The organism is Neisseria canis (assembly GCF_900636765.1).
Taxonomy (GTDB): Bacteria; Pseudomonadota; Gammaproteobacteria; order Burkholderiales; family Neisseriaceae; genus Neisseria; species Neisseria canis.
In genome coordinates this window covers 2,206,953-2,223,442 of the sequence record NZ_LR134313.1, presented here as the reverse complement: position 1 = coordinate 2,223,442, position 16,490 = coordinate 2,206,953, and the positions used below count along the sequence as shown (strand labels likewise).

Genomic DNA, 16,490 nt, shown 5'->3' with positions numbered 1-16,490 from the left:
AATCGTATAGATTTGAAACTGTTTATCTGCGCGTGAATTATGATGCTCAGATTAATTTAAACCCATTATTTGAAGCACCGGAGTAATATGTTTAAATTGATTTGATTGAACGATAGGGTTTGCAGTTTTTCAGACAGGCATTGTTTAGGGGACGCCGGAAATAAAGACGGCTTGCTTTTTGAATGTTAATAAAGGGAAGAATTTATGGTTTGGGAATTGATTGCTACGGTTTTTGCCGGATTGGGTGCCGCCGGTATAATGTTGGGTTTGAGGTTTATTTTTAAAAAGTCGCCCAAATGGCTGGTTCCCGCCGCGGCAGGTTTGGGGATGTTATTGTTTCAAGTGTACAGCGAATATACCTGGTTCAACCACACCCGCTCTTTATTGCCGAAAAATACCGTAGTGGTGGCTGAAATCGGGGAAACGGCGTTTTACAAACCGTGGAGCTATATTAAGCCGCAAGTATTGAAATTCGTGGCGGTGGATACCGATAAAGTTTTGTTTGCGGATGATGATAAAACGGTATTGCAGACCAACCTCTATTTTTTCGAGCGACGAATGAGTGCCAACACCTGGCCGGTTTTGATTGACTGCAAAAAGCGCCTGCAGGCGAATGTTAAAAGCGTGGAAAACGGTGTGCCCGTGCCGGATGGCTGGAATAAAGGCCAATATACCGGGCAGATTGCCCAAGCGGTTTGCCGTTAAACCTTCTGAGAGCATGCCCTGGAATAATAATGCCTGTCTGAAAGAAATTTAATTTGGGCTGAGCTTTAACTCAAAGATGAAGCAGGTGCCGCCCGTGCAGTTTTCGGCTTGCTGCCTGTGGATGGGTTATATGGTTTTGAATCTGGCCATGTCTGGATTTTGCCGAGGCGGAATCGTAGAATAGCCTCCACTTATCAAAAACAGAGCAACGGTAAATTTATGAATATATTGGTTTGTAATGATGATGGTTATCTCGCGCAGGGTATTTCGGTGTTGGCGCGTGTGGCGGGCGAGTTTGCCAACGTGCGTGTGGTGGCTCCGGAGCGGAACAGAAGCGGTGTGAGCAATTCGCTCACGCTTGACCGGCCTCTGAGCATACGGGAAGCTGAAAACGGTTTTTATTTTGTCAGCGGCACACCTACCGACTGCATCCACCTCGGTTTGCACGCACTGCCTGAGTTCAAACCGGATTTGGTGTTATCCGGTATCAACCATGGTGCCAATATGGGTGATGACACGCTTTATTCGGGTACGGTTGCGGCGGCTACGGAAGCTTATCTTTTAGGCATTCCGGCCGTTGCTTTTTCGCTGAATGATTTCAGCGACCGTTATTGGGAAACTGCCGAAAAAGCTGCTTGGATGATGATAGACCGTTTGGTAAAAACGCCGCCGCAAAAGCCTGTTTTATGGAATGTGAACATTCCTGCCGTGGCGCCTGAAGATATCCAAGGCATCAAAACCGTGCGGCTGGGGCGCCGGCATCATGTGCAAAGCATTGTTCCCTCGCGCAATCCGCGCGGAGAGCCGATATATTGGATTGGGCCGATCGGCGATATTTCCGATAAAGAAACCGGTACCGATTTCGCAGAATGCGAGGCGGGTTTTATTACCGTTACTCCGCTGCAAATTGATTTGACCGGTTTCGAGCAGATGCAGGAAGTGGACCGATTCTGGCAAAACGGTGCCGGCTGACAATGATGCCGAAAGCGTTTGCGTGATTCGCATGTGGCAATGCCTGTCTGAAAAACATTCAGACAGGCATTGGTTTTATATGGCAGATAAGCTCGATAAGTAAGAATGCCGCAGAAATCAATTTATTGACACGGCGTTAATCAAAGAATGTACCGGCTTTGACCAAGCGTTTGGCGTAGTAAGGTTTGTCCAGCCTCTCCGTGCGGACGACGCTGCCGGATGAGGGGGCGTGGATAAATTCCCCGTTGCCGATATATAAGCCGACATGGGAAATACCGCGGCCGGAAGTGTTGAAAAACACAAGATCGCCGGATTTCAGCTTTTTGGGGTTAATGCTGCGGCTGGCGGCGGCCATTTGGCGCGATGTACGGGGGATGTTCACATCGAGTGCGTTTTTATACAGGTATTGAATCATGCCGCTGCAATCGAAGCCCGTGTCGGTGGAGCCGCCCCAGCGGTAGGGCGTGCCGACCAAATCCATGCTTTGCAGAATCAGCTCGCGGCCGCCTTCCTGTTGGTTGATGTGTTTGATGCGCACAGGCTTTACGCTGCTTTTGGAGGCATGGGTTTTCGGTTTGCCTGAAGAAAAAATGCCGCAAGAGGAAAGCGAAACAGTCAGCACGCCCAAGCAGGCGGCGCGGTAAAAAGGTTTCAGGTTCAGCATGATGGTTTCCTTGCAAATCATCGGTACAAACAGGTTAATCCGGCTGCGGCACTTTATGCTGCACGGCATATACGGCCGCTTGCACGCGGCTGCTTAATTCCAGTTTGCGCAAAATATTTTGTACATGCACTTTAATGGTGGATTCGGCCAGGTCGAGGCGGCGGGCGATGATTTTGTTGCTGTGGCCGGCAGCCAGATAGCCGAGAATTTCCAGCTCGCGCGGCGTGAGGCCTGCGAGTTGGTCGTTTTTCGGAGCGGGCGTGGGGGAAATCAGCGATTGAACCAGCCGCGCAGTCATTTCGGGGGAAAACACATTGTCGCCGTCCACCGCTTTGCGGATGGAATCGAGCAGAAAATCGGCATTGATGTTTTTCAGCAGAAAACCGCGCGCGCCCAAGCGCATACATTCGGTAAGGTCTTCGCTGTCTTCCGATACGGTAAGCATCACAACGGTTTGTTCGGGGTTGGCATTGAGGATTTGCTCCAATGCTTCGCGCCCATTCATAACAGGCATGTCCAAATCCAGCAAAACGATATCGGGGTGCAGCTGCTCGGTAATTTTAACGCCGGAAAGGCCGTCTTCAGCCTCGCCGACAACATTGAAATCTTCCTGGCGGGAAAGCAGGGCTTTGATGCCGCTACGGAAAAGGGTGTGGTCGTCGATCAGTACGATATTGATGCTCATGTGGCTGCTCTCTTATTCTCATGTAAAGTCAGTGTGATAGTGGTGCCCTGCTCCAACACGGAAGTGATGTCGAGCTCGGCATGAATCCTGCGCGCCCGTTCGTACATAATACCGATGCCGACATGGCTGCTGCTCATGGCTGCAAGTCTTTCCATGCCGAAACCGATGCCGTTGTCGCGGATGCTCAAAATGAAATCCTGATGGTTTTGCAAGGATATTTCAACATGGTCTGCGCGGGCGTGTTTGCGGATGTTGGACAGACTTTCCTGCAAAATGAAGATGACTTGCAGCTGCTGCTCGGGGCTGAGCGGTAAGCCGTGCCCCGACCATTTGACTTCCACGGGAATGTGGGTTTGCTGGGTAAACCGCTTGGTCAGGGTTTCAACGGCTTCGGTAAAGTCTTTTCTGCTGACTTTCGTTCGGAAGTTTAGCAGAAGTTCGCGCACGTCGTCATAGCATTCTTGCACGCCTTCTTTGATAAAGTTCATATTTTCTTCAATTTGTTCCAACTGGCCGGTTTTCATAGCACTTTCAAGCATTTGTACCTGCAGGTTGAGAAAGGTAAGGGTTTGCGCGATGCTGTCGTGCAGACCCTGCGCCAAAAGGTTGCGCTCCTGTAAAACGGCAAGCTGGCGGTTTTCTTCGATTAGCCGGATGTTGGCAATGGCAAGGCCGAGCTGGTCGCACAAGGTGTTCAATAATTCGGATTCGGCGGCTTCCAAAGAGGATTGCTCGTTGAAATAGAGTGTAAAAATGCCGATTTCCTGATCTTTATGGCGCACATGAAACACGGCCAAATCTTTAAACCCTGCTTTTTCGCAGAAGTTGACCGTTTCCGGCGGCTCGTCATGGAAAAAATGTACGATGTGTTCGCCGGTTTGATTATTGGCGGCATGGCCGCAGAAACAGGCTTCCAAACGTTCGCATTGCTCGGCTGTGCGTAAGTTTTCAGGCAGGCCTTTGCTGGCGGCGAGATCCATTCTGTTGCGGGTGAAGTCGAGCAGGCGCACGCTGCCGGCCGCAGCGGAAGTTTGCGGCATTACGCGGTTGAGGAAATCCTGTGCGGCCTCTGCTGCGGCATGGGTTTGGTGTAGTTGGCGGGTGGTTTGGTAGAGGGTTTCCAGCTCGTGGTTTTTGCGGGCGAGATCATGGGTTTTTTGCGCTACTTTTTGTTCCAAGCTGCCATACAGCTTTTGCAGGTGGGTACTCATTTGGTTGAAGCCGATGGCAAGTTGGGCGAATTCGGTTACATTGCCGACAGCCACTTTTTTGCCGAACCGGCCTTCACGGATGGCATTTACTCCGGCGCTTAGGTTGTTGATGGGCAAGATTACCCAAGCGTAAAGCAATACCACCATCACCGCTGCTCCCAGCAACACCATCACCATCAGGCCTGTCTGAAAAAGCCGCAGCCATTCTGTGTTGCGTGCGTTTTCCCGTTCTGCCAGCAGCACCAGCTTGTCGATTTGAGCCACAAAATTTTGCAGGGTTTGATGCAGGGCGGGGCGGTTTGTTTCGGCAGAAGCCAGCATGGGACGGGTATGATGCTGCCAGTAGTTGACTATCTGTGCCATCTGTTGCGCGACATCTTCAGATGAGGGTAAAAAGAGAGGGCGTTTGGGGTCGCCGCTTTGCAGGTTGGCCAATATGCGGTCAAATTCACGAATGTCGGTCTCAATGGTGTTAACCGGCGGCTGTTCTGTTAATTTGAAGGCCATCAGGTAAGTACGCATACGCAGGCTGCCGGCATCGTTGATGGCTGCTCCCGCACCTTCCATGCGCCAAGACAAAACCAGGGTAAACGCGATGGATACCAATGCTGCCGTTACCCAAAGCGCCGTTAGCAGTTTCAATCGCCCGGAGAGGCTGATATGGTGGTTCATAAGCGTGCCGTCAGTAAGCTTATTAAGGATTAGGCCGAAAGTATCATTTAGAGGGATTAGCTTCAATCCTACTAAAGGATAAGGCGTCTTCCCGGTCTTGCGAAATGAGGTAGAATCGGCCTATCTTCTTTTTCAGACAGGCATTGCTATCATGATCAGCATTCTTTATTTCGGCGTATTGAAGCAGCGTTTGAAAACCGAACGGGAAACACTCGAATGGAAAGGCGGCTGCGGCATTGATCTGCTTGCCATTTTGCGAGCCCGCGGAGCAGAATGGGACGACGCATTGGCGGAAGACAAAATATTCCGCATCGTAATCAACAAGCAGATTAGCCCGTGGGAAGCGGAAATTCCCGACGGAGCCGAGGTAGGCCTGCTGCCGCCGGTAACGGGAGGTTGAACATGAAGCTGACCGTGCGCGTGCAGGAGTCGGATTTTAATCTGCAAAACGAATATGACATGCTGCTGAAAGATACTGAAAATACCGGTGCGGTTGCGGCCTTTGTCGGGCGGGTACGCGATAAGGATACCGACACGCCTTTATCCCATCTTTTTCTGGAGCATTACCCCGAAGTAACCGAACGGGAAATCGAACGAATCGCACGTGAAGCCGATAAGCGCTGGCCGCTCACCGCCTGCACCGTTATCCACCGGGTCGGCCTGTTGGGTGCGGACGAGCAAATCGTGTTGGTGTTGGCGGCGGGCGAACACCGCAAAGCAGCGTTTTCCGCAGCCGAATTTCTGATGGATTATCTGAAAACCCAAGCACCGTTTTGGAAGCAGGAACATTTTTCAGACGGGCGTGAACACTGGGTGGAAGCCAAACAAAGCGATGTAGAGGCCGTAGATAAATGGCGCTGAACGCATTAATTCTGGCAGGCGGGCAGGGCAGCCGCATGGGCGGCTGCGATAAAGGGCTGGCAATGTATGAAGGTGTGGCGTTTATCGACCATGTTATCCGCCGCTTGAACCTGCCGCTTTCCCGCATCGCCGTGAGCGCCAACCGCAATCAGGCTGAATATGCAAAGCGCGCAGCCCAAGTGTTCGGCGATCTGCCGGCCTACCAAAACTGCGGCCCGCTGGCTGCGCTGGCCAGCGCGGCCGAAACCGGATTGGCGCAAGCCGGCTGGCTGCTGACAGTGCCTTGCGATACTTTGCATTTGCCGCAGGATTTATGCCGCAGGCTGACGGAGGCGGCCGAACACAATCCCGATTGCCGTGCCTTTTATGCCGCTACCGAAGCGCGCCGGCATTACGGCGTGATGCTGGTGCACACGGATTTGCTCGGTTCTGCTGCCGCGTATCTAGATGCCGGCGGACGCAGCATTCAGGGCTGGTTGGCCGGGCAGCACGCACGCCCCGTGTATTTTCCCAATGAAGCCGAATTCCGAAACTACAATACTTTGCAAGATATGGAGAAACCGCATGCTTGACTTTGAAACCGCGCTCAACCGATTGTTGCTTTCCCATTCCTGCAGCTTGGGCAGCGAAACCGTATGCCTGTCTGAAAGCATGGGCAGGATATTGGCTGAGCCTTTGTTTGCGCGTTACCCGAGCCCTTTGTTCGACAACAGCGCGATGGACGGCTATGCCGTGTGCGACAATCAGGGCGGCTTGCAAGACTTTACTGTAGTCAGCCGGATTATGGCCGGTGAAATCAGCGACACGCCTTTGCAGCACGGGCAGGCCGTGCGCATTTTTACCGGCGCCGCGTTGCCGCCGCAAGCTACGGCGGTGGTGTTACAGGAAGACTGCCGGGTCGAGGGCGACAAGTTACATGTCGATACGGCCATCAAAGCGGGGCAGCATATGCGGCTGAAAGCTGAGGAAATCGAAGAAGGCGACATTTTGCTGGCGCGCGGCAGTATGATGTCTGCCGCAGCCGTGGGTTTGGCCGCATCGCAGGGCTGCCGCGAGCTGCCGGTGTACCGGAAAATGAAGGCGGTTGTATTGTCCAGCGGCAACGAACTCACCGAGCCGGGTGCCGAATTGGGCAAGGGTAAAATTTATGATGCCAACCGCTACCAACTGATTGCGTGGCTGCGCAATTTGGGTATCGAAACCGACGACGGAGGCATTCTGCCCGACGATTTGGTGCAAACCCAAACCGCTTTGCAGCAGGCGGGCGAACAATATGATGTGATTATCACCAGCGGCGGCGCATCGGTGGGCGATGCGGATTACCTGAAGCAGGCCTTGCAAAATATCGGCGTGCTGACCGAACACAGCATTGCCATCAAACCCGGCAAGCCCTTTGCTTGGGGCGAAGCAGGCAGGGCGCATGTATTTGTGTTGCCCGGCAATCCTGTGTCTGCGTGTGTAACCGGGCAGGTGCTGCTGCTGCCGGTGTTGAATAAATTAATGGGTAAAAATGAAGCAGATTGGCAGCTCACGGAGTTATATATTACCGCCGCATTTACCACCAAAAAGGCCATCAAACGCCGCGAGTTTCTGCGGGTTCGGGTGGAAACGGAGCAAAACGGCGAAACGGTTGCCCGCCTGCTGCCCAACCAAGGCTCGGCTATGTTGGCCACATGCGTTGCCGCCAATGCCTTGTGCGACGTGCCGCCGGACACGCTGATAGAAGCCGGCAGCAAAGTGCGGATATTGATGCTGAAGTAACACAAATGCCTGTCTGAAAAATTTTCAGACAGGCATTTGGGCAGCGGGCTTGAGTTAATTGTGAATGGCCTGTTCTACGGCCAGTTTTTCCTGGCGCTCGGCCTCTGCGGTTTCACGTTCCCGTTTGGTGGTTTGACGCATCATGTACCAATTGATGATAATTACTAGTGTACCCACAATGGCAATCATGATGGTAGCCAACACGTTCATTTGAGGATCCAAACCGCGCTTGATTTTGGAGAAAATAACTTGCGGCAGCGTGGAAGAGCCCGGGCCGGAGAGGAAGGAAGTAATCACCAAATCATCCAAAGAAAGCGTCACGCCGAGCAAAAAACCCGATACGATTGCAGGCGCAATCAAGGGCAAGGTAATCACAAAGAAAATCTTCAAAGGGCGCGCGCCCAAGTCCATCGCGGCTTCTTCCAGCGATTGGTCGAGCTCCATCAGGCGTGAGCGGATAACCACGGTAATGTAAGCCATACACAAAGTGGCGTGGCCGAGAAAAATGGTGAAAAATCCGCGGTCAAGCCATTCGGCCTGGGTGCCTGTAATGCTTTGTATCATGCCTTGCACTTGAATAATCAGCAAAAGCAACGATAAGCCGGTAATCACATCTGGCATCACCATAGGAGCCGACACCATACCTGCAAAGAGGGTACTGCCGCGAAAGCGCTTGATGCGCGCCAACGCGTAGCCTGCTAAAGTGCCGAGAATAACGGCGACGAATGAAGAAACCACAGCGATACGCAAAGACAACCATGCCGCTTCCAAAATTTCGCTGTTGTTGAGCAGGCGCGCATACCATTTGGTTGAGAAGCCGCCCCATACGGTAACCAGGCGGGATTCGTTGAATGAATAAATCACCAATACAATCAGAGGGATGTAAAGGAAAGCCATGCCGATAAGCAGCATCATCTTGAGAAACCAAGACATTTTCTGATTAGCCATGTTTGCCTCCTCCTTCCAATTCGCGGTTTTCATAGTGTTGGAATAAGGCGATGGGCACGACCAGCAACAAGACCATAATAACGGCCAAAGCAGCGGCCAAAGGCCAGTTGTTGGCATCGAAGAAAGTCATCCAAAGGGTTCTGCCGATCATCAGATTATCGGAGCTGCCTACCAAATCGGGAATCACGAATTCACCTACGCATGGGATAAATACCAACATAGAGCCTGCAATAATGCCGGTTTTCGACAAGGGCAGAGTGATGGTAAAAAATGATTTAATCGGGCCTGCGCCTAAATCGGAAGCGGCTTCCAGCAAACGGCCGTCGAATTTTACCAACTGAGTGTAAAGCGGCAGAATCATAAACGGCAGGTAGGCATAAACCATCACAAGATTGAGAGAGAAAGCGTTATAAAACATTTGCAGCGGCTCATCTATGATATTGTATTTCATCAATAGATTATTAATGATGCCGTTTTGGCTCAACAAACCCATCCAGGCATAGACACGCAATAGGAATGATGTCCAGAACGGTAGCATAATAGCCAGCAGCAAAGTATTGCGGTAAGCAGGCTTCGCCCGGGCGATACCATAGGCCATCGGATAGCCTAAAAGCAGGCAGATAAGCGTGGTGGTAGCCGCGGTTTTGATTGAAAGCCAGTAGCTGCGCAAATATATATTATTACCTTCACCGCCCAGACTGAACATCTGTTTGAGCGTGTCTGTAAAATTGGCAAAAATTTCCTGATAATTGTAATAAACAAGATGCAGGGTTTGTTTGCCGGTTGTTTCATCTAGCATGAATAAATCGCTGTAAGGCGGGATTTTCAGCTCTTGCTCGGCAAAGCTGATTTTCAGCACGATAAAAAACGGAATCAGGAAGAGCACCAGCAGCCAGATATAGGGTATACCGATAACAAGGCCGCGTCCGGGGCGCAGGCGGCGTTTGATGTTGACAGACATGGTCATTTCCTCAGCGGGTTAACGGGGTAGGCTGGTTTTCAGGCCAATCCAGATAAACTTCTTCATCCCAGGTAGGAGGCGTGATATTACGCACATACCAGTAAGGTGCAGGAACTTGGCTTTTGATAATGCGGCCGTTTTCCATTTGCACATGATAGATGGCGAAGCTGCCGAGGTAGGCGATGTCTTTTACAATGCCTTTCGCCCAGTTGTGGCTGTCGCGATGAGCCGGTTTTTCTTTATGCAAATCAATATCTTCAGGGCGTATGCTGATCCAAATGGTTTGCCCTTCTTTGCCCTCGAATTTCTGGTCGGTATAGATTTTGCTGGGTAATTCCGGGCAGTTTATCAAGGCATGATGTTCGTTGATGCTGTCGACCGTGCCTTCAAAAATATTGGTTTCACCAATAAATTCTGCAGTAAAGCGGCTGTTGGGAAAATCGTAGATATTGCTGGGGGTGTCGACTTGTTTGAGTTGGCCGTCGGACATAATGGCGACGCGGGTAGCCATAGTCATTGCTTCCTCTTGGTCGTGCGTTACCATGATGCAGGTTACGCCCACGGTTTCGAGTGTATCTACAAGTTCCAGCTGGGTTTGCTGGCGCAACTTTTTATCCAGTGCGCCTAAAGGTTCGTCAAGCAAGAGGATTTTCGGGCGCTTGGCAAGGCTGCGTGCCAAGGCGACACGCTGTTGCTGACCGCCTGAAAGCTGGTGGGGTTTGCGTTTGGCAAATTTGGTCATTTGAACCAGACGCAACATTTGCTCCACGCGCTCGGCAATTTCGCCTTTGGGCATTTTGTCTTGTTTCAGGCCGAAAGCAATGTTTTGCTCCACAGTCATATGCGGGAATAAGGCATAGCTTTGGAACATCATATTGATAGGGCGCTCATAAGGTGCGAGCTTGGTAATGTCCTGTCCGTCGAGAATGATGCTACCTTCTGAAGGGGTTTCCATTCCGGCGAGCATACGCAGCAGGGTTGATTTGCCGGAACCCGAACTGCCCAGCAAAGCAAAGATTTCATGTTTGTCGATATTCAGGTCGATGTGATCGACAGCGTAATTGTCACCAAATTTCTTAACCAAACCCTTGATTTGCAGATAAGGTTGGTTGGCAGACGCAGTGGTCATGGCAATACTCCAGTAAAACGGGTACCGCAAAGCGGAATTTCGCGAGGGTGAAAATAAAGCTGTTTGATTGCTCTCCGAGGGAACCTCCAAGCGTTCGGGCAGCGCGAGAATGATTTTTTCAAAATCGGTAATTATATTTTGTTGTGATGGGTTGGGGCAATCAAAAAATTGATTTTTAGATGGAATTAATCGGTTAAATAATGATTGGAGGGATGATTGGATAAAGTATTCTTGATTTTGGGGTTTGCTGCTCAAGTGTTTAATTTGAGTAATAAAATCAGCGTAGCCAAGTAAGGCTGATAATATGAAGATGTATTTTTTAACAGTTTAATAAATATCGGCTTCAAAATCTTCGTTTTATTTTAAAATCAATTATAAAAAAAACGGGATATAAACTATCCCGTTTTTTGTTTCAGACAGGCATTTGAATGCTTGTCTGAAAGGTAAGTATTTACCTTAGCTGCTTAAACTTTAACGCTTTCGGCTACTTCGTTGTAGCTGTCGATTTCATTGAAGTTCATGTAGCGGTAGATTTGATCGCCCTGCTCATTGATGATACCAATATTGGCTTGGTATTCTTCAACTGTCGGGATTTTACCCAGTTTCGAGCAGATCGCTGCCAATTCCGCAGAACCCAAGAACACGTTGGTGTTTTTACCCAAGCGGTTCGGGAAGTTACGGGTTGAAGTTGACATCACAGTAGCACCTTCGCGTACTTGTGCTTGGTTACCCATACATAACGAGCAACCGGGCATCTCCATACGCGCACCGGCACGACCCAACACGCCGTAGTGACCTTCGTTGGTCAGCTCTTGGGCATCCATCTTGGTCGGCGGAGCTACCCACAAACGCACGGGAATATCGCTCTTGCCTTCCAGCAGTTTGGAAGCCGCACGGAAGTGGCCAATGTTGGTCATACAAGAACCGATGAACACTTCGTCGATTACCGTGCCTGAACGCTCAGACATGAAGCATACGTCATCCGGATCGTTCGGGCAGGCGATAATCGGTTCTTTGATATCGTCCATATTGATTTCGATAACGGCAGCGTATTCCGCATCTTTGTCCGCTTCCAGCAATTGCGGATTAGCCAACCATGCTTCCATGGCTTTGATACGGCGCTCCAAGGTGCGCGGATCTTTATAGCCGTCGGCAATCATGTTCTTCATCAATACAACGTTTGAATTCATGTATTCGATGATCGGCTCTTTATTGAGCTTCACGGTACAGCCGGCAGCTGAACGCTCGGCAGAGGCGTCAGACAATTCAAACGCTTGTTCAACCTTCAGGTCCGGCAAGCCTTCGATTTCCAAGATGCGGCCGGAGAAGATGTTTTTCTTGCCGGCTTTGGCTACGGTCAGCAAACCTTGTTTGATGGCGTACAGCGGAATCGCATTAACCAAATCGCGCAGAGTTACGCCCGGTTGCAGTTTGCCGCTGAAGCGTACCAATACAGACTCCGGCATATCCAAAGGCATTACGCCGGTTGCCGCAGCAAACGCTACCAAGCCGGAACCTGCGGGGAAAGAAATACCCAACGGGAAGCGGGTGTGCGAGTCGCCGCCGGTGCCGACAGTATCGGGCAGCAGCAGGCGGTTCAGCCATGAGTGGATCACGCCGTCGCCCGGACGTAAAGACACGCCGCCGCGGGTAGAGATAAACTCAGGCAGCTCTTTGTGGGTTTTTACGTCAACCGGTTTCGGATAAGCGGCGGTATGACAGAAAGACTGCATTACCAAGTCGGCAGAGAAGCCCAAGCAAGCCAAGTCTTTCAGCTCGTCGCGGGTCATCGGGCCAGTGGTATCTTGAGAGCCGACGGTGGTCATGCGCGGTTCGCAATAAGTACCCGGACGCACGCCTTGACCTTCAGGCAAGCCGCAGGCACGGCCGACCATTTTTTGTGCCAAGGTAAAGCCTGCTTTGCTTTCGGCTGGCGCTTGCGGCAAGCGGAATTCGGTAGATGCGGGCAAGCCTAAAGCTTCACGGGCTTTGGCGGTCAGGCCGCGACCGATAATCAGGTTGATACGACCGCCTGCTTGTACTTCGTCGAGCAATACTTGTGATTTCAATTGGAATTCGGCAACGGTTTCGCCGTTTTTCACAATCTTGCCTTCGTAAGGCAGGATATCGACTACATCGCCCATTTTCAGTTGCGATACGTCAACTTCAATCGGCAACGCGCCTGAGTCTTCTTGAGTGTTGAAGAAAATCGGCGCGATTTTGCCGCCCAAGCATACGCCGCCGTAGCGTTTGTTCGGCACGAAAGGAATATCCAAACCGGTGTGCCAGATTACAGAGTTGGTGGCGGATTTACGGGAAGAACCGGTACCCACTACGTCGCCGACATAAGCAACGGGATGGCCTTTGGCTTTCAGCTCTTCCAACAATTTGATGGGGCCGACTTCACCGGGTTTGTCGGGATTGATGCCGTCGCGCGGGTTTTTCAGCATCGCCAAAGCGTGCAGCGGGATGTCGGGGCGGCTCCATGCGTCGGGCGCGGGGGAAAGGTCGTCGGTATTGGTTTCGCCGTCCACTTTAAATACGGTAACGGTGATTTTTTCGGGCACTTTTTCGCGTGAGGTAAACCATTCGGCGTTGGCCCAAGATTCCAACACGGCTTTTGCGTGCGCATTGCCTTTGTCGGCTTTTTCTTTAACGTCGTGGAAAGCGTCAAACATCAGAAGGGTGTGTTTCAAACCTTCTGCGGCAACAGGCGCCAGTTTTTCGTTGTCCAAAAGCTCGATTAACGGGTGGATGTTGTAACCGCCGAGCATGGTGCCGAGCAGTTTGGTTGCATACTCGGGAGAAACCAGCGGGCTGGTTACGCTGCCTTCGGCAACGGCGGCAAGGAAAGATGCTTTGACTTTTGAGGCATCGTCCACGCCGGGCGGCACGCGGTTGGCGAGCAAATCAACCAAGAATTCGCCTTCACCTGCGGGCGGATTTTTCAATAGCTCTACTAAATCAGCGGTTTGTTGTGCGGTAAGGGGAAGGGCGGGAATACCGAGGGCTTCGCGCTCTGCGGCGGCTTTGCGATAAGCTTCTAACATCATTTGTTCCTTTTGCGTGTTTTTCTTCTGAAACCGCATGTAGTCATGCGGACTTACCGGCTATCATAAACTAAATTTAACGAAACAGGAAGAGTTTATAAAGCTTAGTTTTTGCTTGGTTCACAAAGTGGTGTTTTGAGGGGAATGCCTGTCTGAAAGCTTATGTTGTTGATGGAAAAAAGCCGGATCGTTTACTTTGCGGTGCAGGTTTGAAAACGGCTCTGTTGTGTTTGCTGGCGGAGGGGCGCCAAGAGAAAACCGCCCGTTTGGTTTCGGGCGGTTTTGTGTGAAAAATTAGCGGCCTTTTTTGCTTTGCTCATAAACGGGCATAACTTCCGGCATCATTCTGCGCAGGTTTTTCATGCGTGCGTCGTTGGACGGGTGGGTGGACAATATGGTGCCGAAACCGCTGTTATTACCTGCTACGCGGTTCATTTTTTCCCAAACGGTAATGGCGGCTTCGGGGTTGTAGCCGGCTTGTGCCATCAGGCGCAAACCGCCTTCATCGGCTTCGTCTTCCTGCTTGCGCGAAAAAGGTTTGGTAATGCCCAAATCGCCGACGATTGATGTGCCCAAATTAATCACATCGCCGCTGACGCCGGTTGAAGACTGTAATACGGCGCCGCCGATGTCGGCAGCCAAGCCGGTTAGAATCTGTTGGCCGACGGCTTTTTTGCTGTGTTCGAGCAAGGCATGGGTCATTTCGTGGCCGACTACGGCAGCGATCTCGTCGTCAGTGAGTTTTAATCGCTCTACGAGGCCGGTATAAACCGCCATTTTTCCGCCCGGCATGGCCCAAGCATTCATTTCGTTGGATCTGATTACGGTCATCTGCCATAGGAAAGGCACGCCGGTTTTGTTGGCTTGGTTGGCATAGGGTTTCAGGCGGTTGAATACGGTATGTACGCGGCGCGAAGTTTGGGAGGTGTTGTCAATCAGGTTTTTATTGCGGGCGGTGGTAACAACATCCGTGTATTGTTTGGCTGCTGCCTGGTTTAATGTTGCCGTATCGTAGCCGACTGCATCGGCGATTCCGGTACAGCCTGACAGATTCAGGCTCATTGCTGCAACTAGGACGGTGAGGGTGATTTTTTTCATGTTTATTAAGCTCCTGCATAGTGGCATTGATGATTGAATGCCTGTCTGAAAATCTTAGTACGGTCGGTTAGGGGCGCATGAGGCGTCGGGGCGGTAATGTTTGGTTGCTTCGGGCAGCATTTTTTGCAAGTTTTCTATCCGCCGCTTATTGGTGGGGTGGCTCGAGGCAATCATGGTTTTCAGGTTGTGGTTGCTTTTAAGTTTTTCCATTTTCTGCCACAGTGTAACGGCTTCCTGCGGGTGGTAGCCGGCTTGTGCCATCAGGCGCATTCCGCCTTCGTCTGCTTCGTTTTCCTGGCTGCGGGAATAAGTCATCTTAAAGCCGTAATGGGTAATGACATCTGTGCCGAGGTTGGCAAATCCGCCGCTTATGCCGGTGGTGGCCTGTAAGGCAATTCCCGCAGTTGCGCCGGCGAGCCGTGTGAGTACTTGCTGCCCTGTTTTCTTTTTGCTGTGTTCTTTCAGCGCGTGGGTCATTTCGTGGCCGATAACGGCAGCGATTTCTCCGTCGCTTAAGTTAAGCGTGTCTGCCATTCCGGTGTAAAACGCCATTTTTCCGCCGGGCATGACCCATGCGTTCAATTCTTTGGATTTGATAACGGTCATCTGCCAGTCAAAAGGCGTACCGGTTTGGTTGGCTTTTTCTGCATAAGGTTTCATGCAGTTAAAAATGTGGTGTACACGGCGGGCGGTTTCCGATTCCGTATCTACCAAATAGCGCCCGTCGGCAATCTGCATCATTTGACGGTATTGTTTGGCTGCGGTTTGGTTCAGGGAAGCGGTGTTGTGGCCGGCCATTTCTGCAACAACATGACAACCGCTTAGCAGCAAGAGGGCGAAAGAGCATGCCAAAGCTTGTGTGGCGGAGTGTTTGGTACGCATCAAAATCCATATCCTAAGTTGGAGGGGCATTGCATCAACCAACAGTTTATATCATGTTTTGTTGGTAAAAAGTTATATGGCAAATAAATTTAAAAGCGGTATGCCTGCCACTAGCGTTAAGCTTGGTATGGCTCGTTCATTCAAATCGGGATTATGCCATTACATTTGAATGGAACCGCTTACGGTTTGCGTGATTTCTTCCGTGCCCGGGTTGTCGGCCGTCATTTCCGGTGCGGCTTCAGCTGCTGCGTCCATTATGTGCGATTTCATGGTAACGGATGCTTGGCGGGTATGGAAATTGCTGTTGATTTGTATATTCACGATTTTATAGCCTCTGAAGCCTAATGTTTGGCTGATGACTTCGGCACGCTGCTTAAAATTTTTCAAGGCTTGTTTGCTCAGCTCATTGGTAATTTCGCTGCGTTTTTCCCGGGATACGGTAAAACTCAGGTTTTGTACTGCCGCATCATTTTGGCTGGCGGCGATTAATTTGTTTAATGCTTGAAAATCTTTGCTTTCTACGCTGACTTGGGCGCTGTCGTACCAGCCGGTTATTTTGCCTTTTTCGTTGTAATTGGGTTGCGTGCTGCGGTTGATTACGGCACCTTTGAAAGCTTTATTGGCCGAAATCCGTGCATTAAGCGCGTTGAGGCGGTTGGTGATGCGGTTACTGACAGCTTGGCGGTTGCTGCCTTCTTCTTCGATTGAAAAAATGACGCGCATCAAATCATTATCGGCAGTAGTGCTCGCGCTTTCTGAAAAAGAAACCACGTTGTAGTTTAACGGTTCGGCAAGTGTCGGGGCGGCAACCAATGAAAGCAGCAGTAAGGCGATGGTTTTACGCATAATTTTTTTCCTTTTGTGGTTGGGGTTGGGGTTTTTGCGGATACT

Annotated in this window: 16 protein-coding genes; 6 read left to right on the top strand and 10 right to left on the bottom strand. The window is 50.9% G+C overall.

The window, feature by feature from the left end; translation table 11 throughout:
- The first annotated feature begins 204 nt into the window (after positions 1-204).
- Positions 205-705, top strand: a complete 501-nt coding sequence (locus EL143_RS10550) for a hypothetical protein (RefSeq protein WP_085417027.1) — start codon at positions 205-207, stop codon at positions 703-705.
- A 219-nt stretch (positions 706-924) separates the two neighbouring features.
- The gene (gene surE / locus EL143_RS10545) at positions 925-1,677 is read left to right on the top strand and encodes a 5'/3'-nucleotidase SurE (protein ID WP_085417026.1); all 753 of its coding nucleotides are present in this window, start codon (positions 925-927) and stop codon (positions 1,675-1,677) included.
- Between the two features lie 136 nt (positions 1,678-1,813).
- Here the strand turns inward: surE and EL143_RS10540 are convergent, their stop codons facing one another.
- The 3 genes from EL143_RS10540 to EL143_RS10530 are packed head-to-tail and all read right to left on the bottom strand — an operon-like array spanning position 1,814 to position 4,909.
- Complete coding sequence (locus EL143_RS10540; protein WP_372338553.1) at positions 1,814-2,332, bottom strand: C40 family peptidase; 519 nt, start codon at positions 2,330-2,332, stop codon at positions 1,814-1,816.
- 43 nt (positions 2,333-2,375) lie between these two features.
- A complete protein-coding gene (locus tag EL143_RS10535) occupies positions 2,376-3,026 on the bottom strand; it encodes a response regulator (protein WP_085417024.1) in 651 nt (216 codons plus the stop codon).
- On the bottom strand, positions 3,023-4,909 hold the full coding sequence (locus tag EL143_RS10530) for a type IV pili methyl-accepting chemotaxis transducer N-terminal domain-containing protein (protein ID WP_085417023.1): 1,887 nt from the start codon (positions 4,907-4,909) through the stop codon (positions 3,023-3,025). Before EL143_RS10530 ends, EL143_RS10535 begins: the two co-directional genes overlap by 4 nt.
- A 151-nt stretch (positions 4,910-5,060) precedes the next feature.
- Here EL143_RS10530 and EL143_RS10525 point away from each other — a divergent pair, with 151 nt between their 5' ends.
- Genes EL143_RS10525 through EL143_RS10510 form a run of 4 tightly spaced genes read left to right on the top strand, consistent with a single transcriptional unit; the run spans position 5,061 to position 7,531 of the window.
- Entirely contained in the window at positions 5,061-5,309 is a 249-nt protein-coding gene (locus EL143_RS10525) for a MoaD/ThiS family protein (protein ID WP_085417022.1), read from the top strand.
- Between the two features lie 2 nt (positions 5,310-5,311).
- Entirely contained in the window at positions 5,312-5,770 is a 459-nt protein-coding gene (locus EL143_RS10520; protein WP_085417021.1) for a molybdenum cofactor biosynthesis protein MoaE, read from the top strand.
- Entirely contained in the window at positions 5,761-6,342 is a 582-nt protein-coding gene (locus EL143_RS10515) for a molybdenum cofactor guanylyltransferase (RefSeq protein WP_085417020.1), read from the top strand. Before EL143_RS10520 ends, EL143_RS10515 begins: the two co-directional genes overlap by 10 nt.
- The gene (locus tag EL143_RS10510) at positions 6,335-7,531 is read left to right on the top strand and encodes a molybdopterin molybdotransferase MoeA (RefSeq protein ID WP_085417019.1); all 1,197 of its coding nucleotides are present in this window, start codon (positions 6,335-6,337) and stop codon (positions 7,529-7,531) included. Before EL143_RS10515 ends, EL143_RS10510 begins: the two co-directional genes overlap by 8 nt.
- A gap of 54 nt (positions 7,532-7,585) precedes the next feature.
- On the opposite strand, the gene EL143_RS10505 is transcribed toward EL143_RS10510, so the two are convergent.
- The 7 genes from EL143_RS10505 to EL143_RS10475 all read right to left on the bottom strand — a co-directional run bounded on the left by EL143_RS10505 (position 7,586) and on the right by EL143_RS10475 (position 16,445).
- The gene (locus EL143_RS10505) at positions 7,586-8,479 is read right to left on the bottom strand and encodes an ABC transporter permease subunit (protein WP_085417018.1); all 894 of its coding nucleotides are present in this window, start codon (positions 8,477-8,479) and stop codon (positions 7,586-7,588) included.
- Positions 8,472-9,446: an ABC transporter permease subunit gene (locus EL143_RS10500; protein WP_126326761.1), complete on the bottom strand. Its 975-nt coding sequence runs from the start codon at positions 9,444-9,446 to the stop codon at positions 8,472-8,474. Before EL143_RS10500 ends, EL143_RS10505 begins: the two co-directional genes overlap by 8 nt.
- 4 nt (positions 9,447-9,450) lie before the next feature.
- Positions 9,451-10,575, bottom strand: coding sequence for an ABC transporter ATP-binding protein (locus EL143_RS10495; RefSeq protein ID WP_197719637.1), 1,125 nt, complete (start codon positions 10,573-10,575; stop codon positions 9,451-9,453).
- A gap of 458 nt (positions 10,576-11,033) precedes the next feature.
- Entirely contained in the window at positions 11,034-13,619 is a 2,586-nt protein-coding gene (gene acnB, locus EL143_RS10490) for a bifunctional aconitate hydratase 2/2-methylisocitrate dehydratase (RefSeq protein ID WP_085417015.1), read from the bottom strand.
- A 294-nt stretch (positions 13,620-13,913) separates the two neighbouring features.
- A complete protein-coding gene (locus EL143_RS10485; RefSeq protein ID WP_085417014.1) occupies positions 13,914-14,717 on the bottom strand; it encodes a M48 family metallopeptidase in 804 nt (267 codons plus the stop codon).
- A gap of 54 nt (positions 14,718-14,771) precedes the next feature.
- Positions 14,772-15,599, bottom strand: coding sequence for a M48 family metallopeptidase (locus tag EL143_RS10480; RefSeq protein ID WP_085417013.1), 828 nt, complete (start codon positions 15,597-15,599; stop codon positions 14,772-14,774).
- A 159-nt stretch (positions 15,600-15,758) separates the two neighbouring features.
- Positions 15,759-16,445, bottom strand: coding sequence for an SIMPL domain-containing protein (locus tag EL143_RS10475; RefSeq protein ID WP_085417012.1), 687 nt, complete (start codon positions 16,443-16,445; stop codon positions 15,759-15,761).
- Between the last annotated feature and the right edge of the window lie 45 nt (positions 16,446-16,490).